This is a genomic window from Neobacillus driksii (assembly GCF_013409995.1).
Taxonomy (GTDB): Bacteria; Bacillota; Bacilli; order Bacillales; family Cytobacillaceae; genus Neobacillus; species Neobacillus driksii.
Genome location: NZ_JACCBX010000007.1, coordinates 38,864 through 54,816, shown reverse-complemented (window position 1 = coordinate 54,816; position 15,953 = coordinate 38,864). Strand labels below are relative to the sequence as shown.

The 15,953-nt window shown below is 39.2% G+C and carries 13 protein-coding genes; 2 read left to right on the top strand and 11 right to left on the bottom strand.

The window, feature by feature from the left end:
• Positions 1–7: 7 nt before the first annotated feature.
• From F4694_RS16365 to F4694_RS16340, 6 genes are all read right to left on the bottom strand, one after another.
• Positions 8–931 carry a S66 peptidase family protein gene (locus F4694_RS16365; protein WP_179599859.1) on the bottom strand — a complete coding sequence of 308 codons (924 nt, stop codon included), beginning with the start codon at positions 929–931 and terminating at the stop codon, positions 8–10.
• 77 nt (positions 932–1,008) lie between these two features.
• Positions 1,009–2,640, bottom strand: a complete 1,632-nt coding sequence (locus tag F4694_RS16360) for a peptide ABC transporter substrate-binding protein (protein ID WP_218895698.1) — start codon at positions 2,638–2,640, stop codon at positions 1,009–1,011.
• A gap of 23 nt (positions 2,641–2,663) precedes the next feature.
• Positions 2,664–3,668, bottom strand: coding sequence for an ABC transporter ATP-binding protein (locus F4694_RS16355; protein ID WP_179599857.1), 1,005 nt, complete (start codon positions 3,666–3,668; stop codon positions 2,664–2,666).
• A 4-nt stretch (positions 3,669–3,672) separates the two neighbouring features.
• The gene (locus tag F4694_RS16350; protein ID WP_179599855.1) at positions 3,673–4,626 is read right to left on the bottom strand and encodes an ABC transporter permease; all 954 of its coding nucleotides are present in this window, start codon (positions 4,624–4,626) and stop codon (positions 3,673–3,675) included.
• Positions 4,627–5,559 carry an ABC transporter permease gene (locus F4694_RS16345; protein WP_179599853.1) on the bottom strand — a complete coding sequence of 311 codons (933 nt, stop codon included), beginning with the start codon at positions 5,557–5,559 and terminating at the stop codon, positions 4,627–4,629.
• A 13-nt stretch (positions 5,560–5,572) separates the two neighbouring features.
• Positions 5,573–6,397 carry a M55 family metallopeptidase gene (locus F4694_RS16340; protein WP_179599851.1) on the bottom strand — a complete coding sequence of 275 codons (825 nt, stop codon included), beginning with the start codon at positions 6,395–6,397 and terminating at the stop codon, positions 5,573–5,575.
• Between the two features lie 300 nt (positions 6,398–6,697).
• Here F4694_RS16340 and F4694_RS32690 point away from each other — a divergent pair, with 300 nt between their 5' ends.
• The gene (locus tag F4694_RS32690) at positions 6,698–8,167 is read left to right on the top strand and encodes a TerD family protein (protein WP_179599849.1); all 1,470 of its coding nucleotides are present in this window, start codon (positions 6,698–6,700) and stop codon (positions 8,165–8,167) included.
• Positions 8,168–8,400: 233 nt separating this feature from the next.
• Here F4694_RS32690 and selB read toward each other — a convergent pair whose 3' ends face one another.
• From selB to F4694_RS16320, 4 genes are all read right to left on the bottom strand, one after another.
• A complete protein-coding gene (gene selB / locus F4694_RS16330) occupies positions 8,401–10,284 on the bottom strand; it encodes a selenocysteine-specific translation elongation factor (RefSeq protein ID WP_179599847.1) in 1,884 nt (627 codons plus the stop codon).
• Between the two features lie 72 nt (positions 10,285–10,356).
• Positions 10,357–11,163, bottom strand: a complete 807-nt coding sequence (gene coaW, locus F4694_RS16325) for a type II pantothenate kinase (protein WP_179599845.1) — start codon at positions 11,161–11,163, stop codon at positions 10,357–10,359.
• A complete protein-coding gene (locus tag F4694_RS32225; protein WP_257029271.1) occupies positions 11,121–11,252 on the bottom strand; it encodes a hypothetical protein in 132 nt (43 codons plus the stop codon). The genes coaW and F4694_RS32225 overlap by 43 nt, the downstream gene beginning before the upstream one ends.
• A gap of 70 nt (positions 11,253–11,322) precedes the next feature.
• Positions 11,323–11,808, bottom strand: a complete 486-nt coding sequence (locus F4694_RS16320; protein WP_179599843.1) for a hypothetical protein — start codon at positions 11,806–11,808, stop codon at positions 11,323–11,325.
• A 656-nt stretch (positions 11,809–12,464) separates the two neighbouring features.
• Between F4694_RS16320 and F4694_RS16315 the strand changes: the two genes are divergently transcribed.
• A complete protein-coding gene (locus F4694_RS16315) occupies positions 12,465–12,782 on the top strand; it encodes an antibiotic biosynthesis monooxygenase (protein ID WP_179599841.1) in 318 nt (105 codons plus the stop codon).
• A 67-nt stretch (positions 12,783–12,849) separates the two neighbouring features.
• On the opposite strand, the gene F4694_RS16310 is transcribed toward F4694_RS16315, so the two are convergent.
• On the bottom strand, positions 12,850–15,942 hold the full coding sequence (locus F4694_RS16310; RefSeq protein ID WP_179599839.1) for an AAA family ATPase: 3,093 nt from the start codon (positions 15,940–15,942) through the stop codon (positions 12,850–12,852).
• Positions 15,943–15,953 lie beyond the last annotated feature (11 nt).

The window sequence follows — 15,953 nt, the reverse complement described above, 5'->3', positions numbered from 1 at the left end:
CCCCCCTTTACACGATACCACTTTCAACTATTAGACTTTTATTATTTGTATTTAAGACAGCTTGTGCTCCCAAGGGCATGGAAATATGCGGGTTACAATGTCCCATCATGAATCCTCTTATGGCCGGTTTATTGGCCCACAAAACATAATGGTTAATAACTTCTTCAAGTGTTAAAGTCAGTTCCCTGTTTGGTGTACAATCACAAAAATCTCCAATAACGATGCCATTTACATCATTTAGTTTCCCGGCCATTTTAAGTTGATTCAGCATCCGATCGACTGATCTTGGTTCTTCATTTACATCTTCAACAAATAGTATTTTGTCGATCGTATCGATTTCAAATGGTGTGCCCAGGGTGCTGACTATGAGGGATAAATTTCCGCCAACCAGTTCACCACTCGCAACACCCTCAACCAGTGTCTCCAAAGGAGAAAAACGCTCTGTATAACTTACTTCCGTTGGCTCAAATAATTGCTGAAAACCTTGTTTTGATAATGTATGCGTATCCTCCTTTCCGACATCCGAACCAAGCATGGGTCCATGAAAGGTAATCAGACCTGTTTCTTGCCTGATTGCAGTATGTAAAAAAGTGATATCACTATAGCCCCAGAGTATTTTCGGGTTTGCTTTTATTATTTCGTAATCTATATTTGCTGCCAGTCTCGCGGTTCCATAGCCTCCACATGCACAAAAAATAGCCTTTACTTTAGAGTCGAGAAACATAGCATGTAAATCCTCTAACCTTTCTTCATCGGATCCTGCTAGATAGCCATATATTTTATCAACACTCCTGCCAACCTTTACCCGCAATCCTAATCCCTTCAAAAACTCTATTCCTTTTCTGAGAATTTTTTGATTTGGCGGGCTAGCGGGAGCGATTACGCCAACTGTATCCCCTATGTGCAAACGGTTTGGTTTTAGTAAACTCATTAGAACACCCTTTCTCACACCTATCAGTCTAGTATTTTAGGACAAAAGGGATGTTCAGCGAACATCCCTTTCCTAATTTACTTTTTATCAGCGGACTTTAATTCTAAATATCCTACTGGATGACGGACAATGCCTGTTACACTTTCATTCTGTAAATAGACTTGGTTATAGAAGTGGATTGGAATGATCGGTGCCTCTTCAAAGAGAATCTTTTCGGCTTTGTACATCAAGTCAAAACGTTTCTTTTCATCTGATTCATTTTTTGCATTCTTCACCAATTGATCAAATTCAGCATTGCTCCAGCCGGTACGATTCATCGAATGTCCAGTTTGGAAGTTTTCCACAAAGTTGATTGGATCTGCATAGTCTGCAAGGAATGAGCTGCGGGACAGCTGGAATTTTAATGCTTTTTGATCTGTTGCAAATACATTCGATTCCATATTCGCAAGTTTTACGTCAACACCTAAATTTTCTTTAAACATTTGCTGCAGGGCTTCAGCAATTTTCTTGTGTGAATCTAATGTATTATACGTCAGAGTAACTTCAGGAAGTGTTGAGTATCCCTCTTCTTCCATTCCCTTTTTTAACAGCTCTTTCGCTTCTGCTACATTCGTTTTAAGCAAATCACCATTCGCTTCACGGAAGTCCTTACCGGCTGCATCCTTAAAGCCATATGAAACAAAACCATAAGCAGGCTTTTCTTTATTTTTGGTAACAAGTTCTACAATTTGCTTTTGGTCAACCGCCATCGCAAATGCTTTACGGATATTAACATTTTGGAAAGGTTCCATCGTTACATTAAAACGATAGAAATATTCACCTGCTTGGTCCTCTACTTTCACGTCGCCTTCTTTAAACAATGATTCTGCTAAATCCGCAGGAACATCAGAGCTATCAAGCTCACCAGTCTTGAACATTTGATATTCCGTATTGGTATCATCAACCATAGCCCAATGGATTTTATCCAATTTTACATTTTTGGCATCCCAGTATTTGTCATTCTTCACCATTGTGAAATCACTGTCATGGTTCCATTCTGATAAGGTAAATGGACCATTACCAACGAAAGAATCTGCTTCAGAAAACCATTCTGGATTCTCAGTTGCTACTTTTTCGTTGATTGGAAAAAACGCTGGGTTTGCAATAACGCTTAAGAAATAAGCCTGAGGACTAGTAAGTGTGACTTCAAATGTCTTCTTATCTACTGCCTTTACTTTCACATCGTCTGCTGTTCCTTTTTCTGTATTAAAGGCTTCTCCGCCTTCAATAAAATAGCCTAAAAAAGCTGCGCCAGAACCTGTTTTTGGATCCAATAGCCGTTTCCAGGCAAATACAAAGTCATCTGCTGTTAAATCATCACCATTAGACCACTTTGCATCTTCACGGATGTGGAAGGTATAGGTTTTGCCATCCTCTGATACATCCCATTTTTCGGCTGTAGCAGCTTTTGGCTGGTGATTTTCGTCTAAACGGGTTAATCCTTCCATGATATTGTTTAAAGCATTCCATGATACTGCATCAAAACCGATTGGCGGGTCAAAGGAGGTAGGTTCTTGTCCGTTATTAAGATAGAGGACTTTTTCGGTCTTTTCCTTCGAATCACCATTTCCATCATCCTTTGGTTCGCTACCAGCATCGCTATTTGCTGTACATGCTGCTAAAGCAAATAACAACATGAAAGAGACCAACATCGTAATAAATTTCTTCATCTTCTTCCCCCTAAATAAGTGTTTTATATTTTTACAAACGTTGAAACCAATTTTTTTGCGCGTTCGTCCTGCAGCCAGCAATCCACATGGTGGATATTGCTTAGTGAGGATTGAACCGGATACACTCGTTCACACACTTCCATTGAATACTTACAGCGTGCAGCAAACGCACAGCCTACCGGTGGTGAAAATAAGTCAGGTGGTGTTCCTGATATTGGGACCAGCTCAGCCTTTTCAATATCCAATCGTGGTACAGATTGAAGCAGTCCAATCGTGTAAGGATGCTGAGGGCGATAGAAGATTTCCCTCCGGCTTCCTATTTCCACAATCTTACCTGCATACATAACTGCCACTCGATCGGCAACTTGGGCCACTACTCCTAAATCATGCGTGATTAAAATAATGGAGACACCTGTTTTTTTCTGTATATCACGGAACAATTCCAATATTTGTGCCTGTATCGTTACATCTAGAGCAGTCGTTGGTTCATCTGCAATTAACACGTCAGGACTGCACACAAGCGCCATCGCAATCACAATCCGCTGGCGCATCCCGCCGCTAAACTGATGAGGGTACTGTTTTAAACGTGCTTCAGGGCTTGGAATACCAACGAGCTGGAGCATTTCAACCGCGGCCATTTTGGCCTCGGCCCTTGATATCTTTTCATGTTCCATAATTCCTTCCATAATTTGCTCACCAATGGTAAGGGTTGGATTTAAAGCAGTCATGGGGTCCTGAAAAATCATGGATATATTTGCACCACGAATTTTCCGCAGTTCAGGCTCTTTTAACTTAATTAAATCCATATTATTAAAAAGAATTTCTCCACCTACAATTCTTCCTGGCGGTTCAGGAATCAATCTCATGATACTTTGGGAGGTTACACTTTTCCCACAGCCGGATTCACCGACAATGGCCAGCGTCTCCCCTTTATGTAGATCAAAGCTGACCCCGCGAACGGCTTGGACCTCACCGCCGTACGTGGAAAAGGCCACTTGAAGGTCTTTAACCTGAAGAATTTTTTCCATGATGTTACCTCCTTAGCTTCGGATCAAGAGCATCCTGCAGCCCATCACCCAAAACATTAAATGCAAACATTGTTAAAGAAATAAAAAGGGTTGGAAAAAACAATCGCCACCAGTATCCTGATAGAATGGTAGACAAACCATCATTGGCCATGACTCCCCAGCTTGCATGCGGTGCTTGAATACCAAGGCCGATAAAACTTAAAAACGCTTCTGCAAATATAGCTGATGGAATCGTAAGTGTCATTTGGACAATGATGGGTCCCATTGTATTTGGTAAAAGATTCTTGCGAATAATCCTTCCTGTTTTCGTTCCAAACGTTTTGGATGCCAATACAAATTCATAGTTTTTAATTTGTAAGACTTGTCCGCGGACAATTCTCGCCATACCAACCCATCCGGTTATCGACAGAGCTAGGATGATCGTTGTTAGCCCTGGACCAATCACTACCATGACTAAAATAACAACCAGTAAATAAGGGAGACCATACAAAATCTCCACGAACCTCATCATCAGATTATCGGTTTTTCCACCTTTGTAACCAGCAAACCCTCCATAAACAACACCAATAATAAAGTCAATTAGCGCGGCAACTAAACCAACAAATAGAGAGATACGGGCACCATATGCTGTTCGTGTAAATACATCTCTTCCTAAATCATCTGTTCCAAACCAATATTCACCCGATGGCGGCAAATTTTGAGAGGTTAACTTTTGTGTTTCTACCGAGTGAGGTGAAATAATTGGACCAAAAATGGCGAATAGTGCTAACAATATCAAAAACGCCATCCCTGCTATGGCAAGTTTATTTTTTAATAGCCGGTACCACGAATCTTTCCAATACGACAAGCTTGGTCTTACGACAGCTTCTGCTTCTGATTGATTTTGTACCTTGGGGACAAACCATTCATCAGGAATACCAGGCGAAATATTCTGTTCTTCCTGTTTACGCAGTTCCATTTACTTCGCCTCCTTTTTGTGGAGCTTGATCCTAGGGTCTAATACTCCGTATGCAGAATCAACCAAAAAAAGCATCAGAATCAAGATAGCACTATAAAAAACGGTGGTACCCATTATGACCGGAAAATCACGGTTATTGATACTATCAACAAAATATTTGCCCATCCCTGGAATTGCAAAAATTTTCTCAATGACAAACGTCCCCGTTAAAATACTTGCTGCCAATGAACCTAAGACAGTCACTACAGGGAGAAGAGCATTTCTTAAAGCATGTTTAAAAACAATTTTAACTGGTGATAACCCTTTAGATTTTGCAGTCCTTATATAATCCTGTGTTAAAACTTCAAGCATACTTGAACGTGTTAACCTCGCTATAATCGCCATTGGACCTGTGGCCAAAGCTAAAATTGGCAATACCATATGTTTTGGGCTTGTCCAGGTTGCAACCGGAAATAGTGGAAAATTAACAGCTAATTGTTCAATCAAAAATGTTGCCATTACAAAGTTTGGAATCGATATCCCTAGGACAGCAATACTCATCGAAAGATAATCAATTATTCTATTATGTCGAAGTGCGGCAATAATACCGAGTGTAAGGCCAGAAATGACCGCGAGGATAAGAGTATAAAATCCTAGTTCAAAACTAACCGGAAATCCCCTTCCCAGCATTTCATTAACAGTCTGTGATGATTTTTTGATTGATGGACCAAGGTCTAGGTGTAGTAGAGCTGATAAGTAGTTTCCATATTGGACTAAGAGAGGTTCGTCTAGATGATAATAAGCTTCGAGGTTTTTTTGAATGGCTTCATTCGTTGTTCTTTCTTCATTAAATGGTGATCCCGGCACCGAGTGCATTAAGAAGAATGTCCCGCTAATAATGAGCCAAAGAGTAATAATCATGGCGATAAATCGTTTGATAAAGTATGTATTCATGCTTTGTCCTCTCTTAACAGAATGTAGTTCTCATCGCTAATTCAGTCATGACAAGCATTGCTTGATACGCTTCCAATATATTTTTTGCCTGAAAACGTACAATCGTTGTTCCAGGTACGATTTCTGTTCCTGGCATTAAATTTGCCCACTCTGCTTGGCCATAGTTAGCAAATTCAATTCCAAGCATTGGACGGTCAGGAGGCGTAAGTGGTTTTACAGTTTCTTTATTTTTCAATGCAAAAGCTGTTTTTTCGCGGAGAAGTTGTCCTGCCTTTACAGGTGTTAAAGATTTTGCAGCGGACCGTGAAATCGTCTCTTTTACGATAGCGGTTGTAACATTTGGAATAAGCTTCTCTGCCTCAATTGCCGCGCCATCATCACCAGCTACCATTAACACCGGTACATCAAAATATCCAGCAACATAGGCATTAAACCCTAATTCTCCAACAGTGACATCATTAATGTACATATTCCGTACTCCAAAAATCATTGAATGAGACATGACTCCTTTTAAAGAAGCACGGGCATGGTAACCTACAAAGATTGCCCCATCATACGTATCATCCAAGCCTTGAACCATCGAAAAGGGCTTCACGTCACCAGTAATAAGTTGTGTTTCAGGATGCAGCCTTTCAATTAACAGGTTATTCATTTTTGAGTGGCTGTCGTTCACAACTACCTCCTTCCACTTTTGCTCAAAAGCTGTCGTTACCACATGGTTAGCCTCATCAGTCATGATGATTCGGCTCCGTTCATAATTATGCTTGTTGGAATCAACATGGGTATGGTCAACAAGACCTGTTATTCCTTCCATATCTACGGATACATATAACTTCATCTTAGACCTCCTATTTAAAATACTTAATTTTCTTAAAATTATAAATTATTATTCTATTTTTTTCAAATTTTTTATAAAATATTATTTCAAAATCGTTCTTGCCGAAGATAACGTTCAATTCTTGGTGCTCTTTTTAGGACTTGAAATATAAATAAAGGAAAAATGATAAATTTGAAACTTTATCTCCCCTTACCTCGTAGTGTTATAGTAAGTGATAGAATTGAAAGTAAGTTCACTTTTCTACATAATTAGATTTATAAATGAATATAGGATACTAAACTTGATAAGGAGTGGAACGATTTGGGAGTTACGCTTAGTAAAGGTCAAAAAGTTGATTTAACAAAGTCACATCCTGGTCTGCAAAATGTGGTCGTGGGTTTAGGTTGGGATATTGCACATAATGGTTCTAACTTTGATTTAGATGCCTCCACCTTTTTATTAGGAGCTTCTGGAAAGGTTCAAAGCGACCAGGATTTTATTTTTTATAATAATCCATCTGGCGGTAATGGCTCGATTAATTACAGCGGTGATAACCGAAGTGGCGCTGGCGAACGGGATGACGAACAAATCAGAATTGATTTACAAAGAGTGCCAAGCCATATCCATCGAATTGCATTTACCATTACGATTCATGACGCTCAAATGAAGCAGCAGGATTTTGGACAAATCTCTAATTCATACGTACGTATTTTCAATGAACAAACAAATGAGGAACTACTTCGTTTTAACCTTGGCAGAGATTTTACTGTAGAAACGGCAATTGTTGCTGCGGAACTATACCGCCATAACGGAGAATGGAAATTTAATGCGATTGCGAGCGGTTTTCAAGGTGGACTAGCTGCCTTATGCCGCAATTTCGGGGTAAGTGTGGATGACCCTACACCAGCAAACACACCGCCCGATCAACAAAATTTATTTAACAACAATCAAAATCAATATAATAATCAGAACCAATACAATAACCAAAATTCATACAATCAAAATCAATTTAACAATCAAAACTCATACGGTTCTAACCCATATCAGCAAAACCAACAGCACGAGCGAATCCATTTACAGCCGGAATCATCCTATTCACAACAGCCGGCTTTTGGATATCCAACCCAAACCTCACACGGTAGCACCCATCGTACATATGGAGACGATATTCATTGTCCACGCTGTAGTTCAACTAATGTTCGTACTGGACAAAAGGGATTTGGTTTGGGCAAAGCAGCGATTGGCGGTTTAATTCTCGGACCTGTTGGATTACTTGGTGGATTTATTGGAAAGAATCAGTTGAAATTTACTTGTAATAGTTGCGGCAACTCATGGTCACCGAATCAAACGGACTATGCAGAATGGGCAAATCAATCAAAAAGAAAAGCGCAGGAATTATTTAATCGTTACAAAAGTCAGGATGTATTAGAAGCAGTCGTTGCGGCTTGTGCATTGGTTTCCATGGCAGACGGTTACTTGGACGCAACAGAACGACAAAAAATGGTTGAATTTATTCATTCTAGCGAAGAATTACGAGTTTTTGACAGCAATAAAGTCCTTCAGAGATTTAATTACTTTGTATCCCGGATAGAAGCCGATCGTATGATTGGAAGAGCGGAAGCTTTTCGTGCTCTTGGTAAAATAAGATCGAAGCCTGAAATTGCCCGTTTAGTGGCTCGTTACTGTATTGCAATTGGCTATGCAGACGGCAATTTTGACCACAATGAAATGCAAATGGTCAGCGATATTTGCCGCGAACTCGGATTAAATCCTGGTGAGTTTCTTTCATAATATTGGGCTGTGTTAAAATAGGCTGTTGATTTACGCTCCAGGCGCGAGCGGTTCGCGGGCTCGCCCGTGAGCCTCCTCGGTCGTCCCGACATGCGGGGTCTCACTCAGCTCGTACACCCGCAGGAGTCGAGCGCCCTCCGCTCCAATCAACAGGTTCTAAAATCAATAGTTTTCTTTAACACAGCCAAAAAGTAAAACCTCAATCCGCGAATTCGGATTGAGGTTTTTCAAATTTATTCTTGCCAGACTCGTTTGTTTTCTACTCGTTTTGTCAGACCCTTTGAATCCAATCTTTCTAAAAATGGAATCATATACTTGCGTGAAAGGTCTAGGATTTCTTTCGCATTGCCCACTTCAAACTCGTCACCTGTACCACTTCGAAGTTTTTCGACTGCTTCTGTAAAGACGTCCCCGTGATAAGCAAATTGCTCGTCCAAATGAACCACTAACTCCTGTTCTTCCAGAAAACGTCTTAAATCTGCCTCTAGAGAGTCAGGTATTCCAGAATCTGAAAAATAATCCTTATAATAACGAACTTTTAGCCCATCCTTCTTAATCTCATTCAGCATGTTTTCAGTACGCCTTTGCCAGCTTTTTGGTACATGCGGTACAAAGTCTGTTAACGAAACAAACTGTCCTTTTCGATTAAATGTGCCATTTGCAATCCCGTTTTCAATCACAAAATCAAGCAGCGATTTTGGGAATCGTTTTTGCATGGACTGCAGAAGCTCAGCCTTATTCAAACCAAGTTTCATCGAATGCGTTTGATGGAATTCTTGCAGGGTGTCATAGATGTCTTCCTCAATCGAATTGATTAACATCTTGAGTGTATACTCTTTACCGTTGTATAAAACAAAATCATCATCTTCTAGAAACTCATTCATTGTTTCTTCATCCAGCGCGGTACGCTTTATTAATTCCCCTAGAGTTAAGCTTTTTGCTTCAAATATGGCAGCCGTAATCCGTTCCTTTGGAGATCCTACTTTTTTCTTCTCCAACTCTTCAATCGTTTGATTTCCGAATCTGTATTTATTTCCTCTTGGATCAATCACCCAGCCGCCGCCAATCGTTTCTTGCGGACTTGGACGTCGTAAAATAAAGCGGTCACCACGCTTCGTAAGAATTTCCTCCTCCAAACGAAGCTGACATAATATTTCACCATTTTCTTGTTTAAGCTCATTCCTGTCAAAAAAGACAATACGTCCCATTGCCTCTGTCGTGCCGATATGGAGCTTGATTGGCATTCTCTGTTTCACCATATGTTCAAGGTCCTCAACCACACGTATCGCTACATCGACTGTCTTTGTAACGATAAAATGCTCTGACGAAACCAAAACATCACCACGTTCTAAATCCTCTTTTGAAACCCCTGAAAGATTGATAGCCGTGCGCTGCCCGGCATATGCCTTTTGTGCTTGCTTATGATGGACCTGAATCTGCCTTGCTTTTACTTCCAGACCTTCTGGCATGATTTTAAGCGTTTGTCCCTCTTCTACACTTCCTTCATAGACCGTTCCACGAACAACAGTCCCCTGGCCCTTTACCGTAAACACCTGGTCAATCGGCAGGCGAAATGCCCCTTTTGCATCTCTCATTTGTTGCTTTTTAAGCGTTGTAATGATTAAATCTTTTAATTCCTCAATACCCTTTTTCGATAGGCTGTCTACTAACACAAATGGGGCACCCTCAAAGACGCTCCCTTTTAGTTCTTCTAAAATGTCATCTTTCACAAGCTCAATAAATTCTTCATCAACCCGGTCAATTTTTGAGATCGCAACCAGTCCATTTTTCACGCCTAAGAATTTCAAAATATCCAAATGTTCACGTGTTTGCGGCATTACACCTTCGTCTGCTGCTACTACCAATACAACTAGGTCAATTCCTGCAACCCCTGCGATCATTTGCCGAATAAAGCGCTCATGTCCTGGAACGTCAATCACCGAAATTTGAATTTCCTGATCCTCATATAATGGTGCAAATCCGAGTTCAATCGAGATTTGTCGTTCTTTTTCTTCTTTTAATCGGTCCGTATCCACATTGGTCAAGGCTTTTGTCAATGAAGTTTTACCATGATCTATATGTCCTGCCATGCCAATTGTAAAATATCGTTTTTCCAAAGTTGCCACCTGCTTTTTTAGGTCTTCCTTTTTACTTTATCTTTAACGAACTAATAGTTCAAGAGAACATTTTTAGACAGATAGATGAGCGCCAATTGCACCGCAGTATTCTCCTTTTTCTAAAAACACCGGTGTTACTCTTACCATACCCAAATAAGACTCAAGAGCATGTCTTAATGGTTTATTACCAGCAGTGGCACTTCCAATGATGACAGCGCTTTTAATCTGATGAATAGTTGCTGCCTGCGAAGTTAACAACACGATGGTTTCTGCTATCATATTGGAGAGCGAAGCCATTCGGTCTGCTTCTGAAGGATTCATTCGAATACCCTTTGCAAAATTTGCTGCTGTTAATTCACCGTTAACGGGACTTTCAGCTGATTCATATATGTCTTTTACCATTAAATCTACATTATTTTTATTTCCTTCTTCCGAGAGGCATGTGAGTTGACGATAGCCCCGTACTTTTGTTAATAGTGATCCAAGACCCGTAAACGTCCCCCCGCCAATTCCACTGCCAAGAATCCGCTCTACCTTGTCACCTTTCACTACATGCCAAGAGGTTCCGGTTCCAATGTTTACGATTAAATAGTTATCTCCAATACTCTTATTTTCAGCCTCTAATAAAAAACGTGTACCCTCACAGGTTGCTTGGAACTCAGGTATGATCACACTCTCGGGAAAATACTTTTTTTGTATGATACTCGATTTTCCACCAGTTAATGAAACTGTTAAGGATGGAACAGACAATTTTAGCCATGAAATCGCTGAATCATGCTCGTTTATGGGGAATTTTTTAAAGTGCATTCTTCCATTTTCCTGATAAACCATTTTGATCAATGAACCGCCAGCATCAATTCCTGCAGTGTTCCGCAGCATCCTTCCCACTCCTTTAAAACGACTAGTTTACTTACATATTTGACAATCATCCGCAATTTCCTGCTTTTCATTTCACCAATCCTCAACATTCATTTCGCTCCATGAGGCTAGTAATGTGCTATGGTTCAAAATAAAAAACCAGAATTTTTTTCTGGTTTTTTAATGCTTTAATTCAACTATTCGATAATACACAATCAGAATGGTTTGAGTGATAAGATAAAAACAAATTGAGTAAATGATTTGATATCCATGCTTATAATGGAATATCCCAATCTTATGATTTAGCCATTCAAAGCAAAAGGAAACGAGTGTTGCAACGGATATAAAAAGGACAATATATTTATCGCTTTTACAGAGCTTTTTATAAAAATAAAGAAAAATATAGCCATATGGTGGATAAAGGAGATATAAAACTAGATCCATACCTGTATATTGTGGACCATCCATAATATCATAATAATCAAATGGGGCAATTCCGAACGAGTTATCAATAATACTAGGAACAATTAAACTATACAGAAAGATTAGTACTGTAAATTGTTTAGAAAATACTTTTGGAAGAAAGAAAAAAACACCCCAAGCGATGATAATAAAACCGAGTAGACAATAATCATTAAAACCAAATCCAGACTCAGTCCACGACATTTTTTTCACCCCTTGAACATGGATCGAGACCTCTATACCATTTCAAGGTTAATAATAGAACCAACAAAAATATTGAAAAGTATAAAAAAGTATAAAAAATATTCCATTGTTTAAAGGTGTACATACCTTTGTATTCGTTTATTAAATCACTCGATACTGTAATAAAGCTAAATAGTGAAAAGAATTGTATTTTTTTATTCCAAGGGCTTCGATAAATTAGTAAGGTGAAGCAACACATTAATAATGGAACAAATACATTCTTAAAAATAAGAGTGGCAATATATAAATCTGTATCCGTTGTGGTTTTCATCCACTTAAACGTATCGAACAATCCAATATAGGTATTAGTATTAATAAGACAGCATAGTAAAAAAAGAAGTGTGACCTCTTTAACAGAGGCATGCCGGTGAATTCTGTTAAATAAAAACAGCCCAATAAGGACCCAGCTAATGAAAAAATAAAAGGTTACAATCATGGGTATATCTCTCCTAATTTACCATAGCCTCTTTTATCTATATAATTAGCTTTAACCTAATAAGCTAAATCATTCATACACCTCCATAAATTAATCTTTTTAGTAATATTTAGGATATATTGACGACAATACTTATTTACGGTTATCATCATAATGACTATCAAATTTAGGAGGCTATATCATGTCTGCGTTAGTTTTTATGGCTTTGTATCGTCCGAAACCCGGAAAAGAGAATGAATTAAAAGAAATCCTTAAAATACATATCCCGGTCCTTCGTGAGGAGGGCTTGATAACCGAACGTGAATTACTAACGCTGCAAGCTGAGGACGGAACAATTATTGAAATTGCAGAATGGAAGTCTAGTGAGGCAATTGATCAAGCACATCAATCAAATAAAGTAATGGCGATATGGAACCAAATTGGTGCTGTCGCTGAACTTACAAATCTATCTACCCTTGCAGAAGCACAATATCCTTTTCCAAACTTCAAAGCTATTTAGGTTCAAAAAAATGAGTGCCCATCTCCTTTTGGTATAAGGAAAGGGCACTCATTTTTTTAGTAAGAAGCTAATCGATAACAAACTCTGTCCGGCTATAGCCTTCCCTAGTCTTTTTTACTTCTAGTATAGCTGGTATTGCATTTTTCAATTCTTGGACGTGGGAGATAACTCCAATCATACGCCCAGATTGCTGCAGGTCAATTAATGTGTCGATTGCTTTATTCAGTGATTCTTCATCTAATGAACCAAATCCTTCATCGATAAACATCGTATCAATCGAAACTCCACCCTGGAAGCTTTGAATTACATCGGCCATTCCAAGGGCAAGGCATAATGAAGCATTAAACTTCTCTCCCCCTGACAAGGTTTTTACATCTCGCGTTTGACCTGTGTACGCGTCAAACACGTCAAGACCAAGTCCACTTTGTCTCCCGCGAGCTTCTTGACGTTCACTGCGTTCCAAAATAAATTGACCGTTTGACAGCCGCTTTAGCCGCTCGTTGGCTGCTATAATAATTTGCTCCAGATATTCAATTTGCAAGTACCGTTCAAATGATATTTTACTGCCATTTTGTCCTCTAACTACATCAAATAAATCTGTTATCATATTCATTTTCTTTTCTAAGGCCGCTACCGTTACTTCCGTATTTAGTATCTTTCTCCTTAAGTCTAATACCTTATTTTGATAGCCTTCAGAATCACTTAATGCTTTAAGGGCTATGTCGCGTTCAGTTTTCTTACTGGTTAATTCGTTCGTTAACAGGTCCAAATCTGCCTTTGTCTTATCCTTCAATTCCTCTTTAAGCTCGCAGATTTGGGCTTTTAGTGTTTCAATATTTTTATTAAAATCGTCAATAGAATCTTTTAATTGCTTTCGAGCTGAATCCGGCAATTTTGCACTTAAATAATCTTCCTCCGAGACAAATTGAGCCTTTTGCCATTCGGAGATGAATTGGGTTTCTGAGCGTTCCTTTTTCTCTTTACTTTCTTGTAGCTGCGCAAGGGCACTAGCATAATAGGTAAATGCTTGAGTCTCTGCTTCTTTTGAATCTTGTAACTGCCTTTGGGCAGAATTCCAATCTCTCTCAAGCTTTTCTTTTCGATTTTGTGCTTCAATGATTTGCTTTTGTAACGTAGCTAGATTTCGTATTTCATCTGGAATTCGGCCAACCTTTTCGTCATATATAGCTTTTTCCCTAACAAATAACGTTACCTTTTCTTGATGAGCTAAAGAGAGTTTTTCTCTTGTGCCCTCCATTTGTTTTAGCACATTCTCCGTGGTCTCAAGGGACTTCTTCAAAGTTGTTAGCTTTTCCTTTTCCTTTAGTAAACCATCTACTTCTTTCCTAAGTTCTTGTCCCTCTTTAACGATACGATTATATATATTATCGGCATCCTCAACCTGATACCCGATGGTACCAACTTCTTTGGCTTTGCCTTCAAGCTGTTCTTTATTGGTGTTGAATCTGGCAGCTGCGTCGCGATACAAATTATTCGAATGGTCTAAATCCTTCTTCACTGCATCTAGTGCTTCCTTAGTAGGAACCGCGTCCTGTCCATCAGCTTTGTGAGGATGCTCTGGGCTGCCGCAAACAGGGCATGGCTTCCCATCATGCAAGTGCATGGCAAGAATACTTGCTTGCCCGCTAATCCATGATTCTTCAAGTTTTTCGTATTGTTCTTTAATTGCTAAATAACCCTCGCGCTTTACAGTGTAATCATGTTGTAGTTTTATTTGATCTTGGAAGTACTTTAAATAATCTTTGATGACTCCTACTTGTTCTCTCAATTCAAGTAAGGTTACCTGTTTCGTTGGTAATTCATCAATTAGCTTCTCTATCTTTTTAATATCAGTAGAAATCTTTTCTTTTTCTATATTTTTGGCACTTATATAAAGTTTATTAACCTCAAGGTCTTCAGCTAACTTTTGCACCTGAGAATCTATTCTTAATAGCTCCGAGTTTTTAGTATCAATCTCTTGCACAATTGGTAAGTATTCATACAAGCGATCAACAGTGCGGACACTTTCCTCCCGCTCCCCTTTCCGCTGCTCTTCTATATCGTAAACGGTTTGTGCCTTCTCACGATTTACTCTTGCTTTTTCTAATGCAATTTCAGCCTCTTGCAGAGCCTGTTTTTTTGCCCTTTCATCCGTACGCCATTCGTTAACCTGGTTTTCATAGGCTACTATTTTACTAGCTCGTTCTGCTTTTTCAAATTGAATTTCCTTTTCCTTAAAGCTTGGAATCAGTAGAGAGGATTTTTCAAGCTTTGCTTCTTTTTCATCGAGCTCTAAGAACCGCTCATTTAACGATTTTGAATGATGATAGTCCTCAAGTTTTTGGTTATATTCTTCTTCTGCTTTCTCAGAACGTTTCTTATTTATCGTCATTTCCATTAAATAGTAGTCCGTTTCAACATCTAAGCCTTCGACAATTTGATGTGTATTATATTGGGACTGAGAAAACACTTCAGCAAGCTTTGACTGCTCGCGTATCGGTATTGCAGCTTGGATATCTTTTATATAGCGCTCAATCATTGAAGCTTCTCTTTTATACTCATCCTCGGCAGCCTTTTTTTGTTCGCGCAGGCGTTCACTAATCCACTTATAAGGCTCAGTTTTAAAGATTTTCCTAAGAATTTCTTCTTTGTTTTCTGTTTGTGAAGTTAATAACTTTCGGAACTCTCCTTGCGGAAGCATGACAATTTGACTAAACTGATCCTGTGTTAGCCCAACAATCTCTTCTACCTTCTTATTAATCTCCGATACGATTTGTCGATCCACGCATGGGATTTCACCGTCTCCCGTTTTTTCAAAAAACTCATATTGCTCCCCTGTGGCACCCTTGTTGCCTTTTTTAACATGGGGCAGTTGTCTTTTAATCCTATACTGCTTGTTGTGAAGCTCAAACTCTAGCTCTACTGAAGTATGAACATCATCCGAGGCGAAATCACTCCGCATCATCTTCGAATCACTGCGGTCCTCCCCACTAGCTGATCCATAAAGAGCAAAACAAATCGCATCAAAAATTGTTGTCTTACCTGCACCTGTATTACCTGAAACAACAAATAATCGGTTATCTTTTAGTTCTGTAAAATCAATGACTTCACGGTCCCTATATGGTCCAAAAGCGGTAATTGTTATTTTTAGCGGTCTCATCGTTTACTCTC

Bases quoted from the DNA above. Each gene is read 5' to 3' on its own strand.
- F4694_RS16365 (WP_179599859.1), bottom strand. From the start codon at position 931: ATGAGTTTACTAAAACCAAACCGTTTGCACATAGGGGATACAGTTGGC.
- F4694_RS16310 (WP_179599839.1), bottom strand. From the start codon at position 15,942: ATGAGACCGCTAAAAATAACAATTACCGCTTTTGGACCATATAGGGAC.
- F4694_RS16355 (WP_179599857.1), bottom strand. From the start codon at position 3,668: ATGGAAAAAATTCTTCAGGTTAAAGACCTTCAAGTGGCCTTTTCCACG.
- F4694_RS32225 (WP_257029271.1), bottom strand. From the start codon at position 11,252: ATGTTGAGGATTGGTGAAATGAAAAGCAGGAAATTGCGGATGATTGTC.
- F4694_RS16340 (WP_179599851.1), bottom strand. From the start codon at position 6,397: ATGAAGTTATATGTATCCGTAGATATGGAAGGAATAACAGGTCTTGTT.
- F4694_RS16315 (WP_179599841.1), top strand. From the start codon at position 12,465: ATGTCTGCGTTAGTTTTTATGGCTTTGTATCGTCCGAAACCCGGAAAA.
- F4694_RS16345 (WP_179599853.1), bottom strand. From the start codon at position 5,559: ATGAATACATACTTTATCAAACGATTTATCGCCATGATTATTACTCTT.
- F4694_RS16350 (WP_179599855.1), bottom strand. From the start codon at position 4,626: ATGGAACTGCGTAAACAGGAAGAACAGAATATTTCGCCTGGTATTCCT.
- coaW (WP_179599845.1), bottom strand. From the start codon at position 11,163: ATGCTGCGGAACACTGCAGGAATTGATGCTGGCGGTTCATTGATCAAA.
- F4694_RS16320 (WP_179599843.1), bottom strand. From the start codon at position 11,808: ATGTCGTGGACTGAGTCTGGATTTGGTTTTAATGATTATTGTCTACTC.
- F4694_RS16360 (WP_218895698.1), bottom strand. From the start codon at position 2,640: ATGAAGAAATTTATTACGATGTTGGTCTCTTTCATGTTGTTATTTGCT.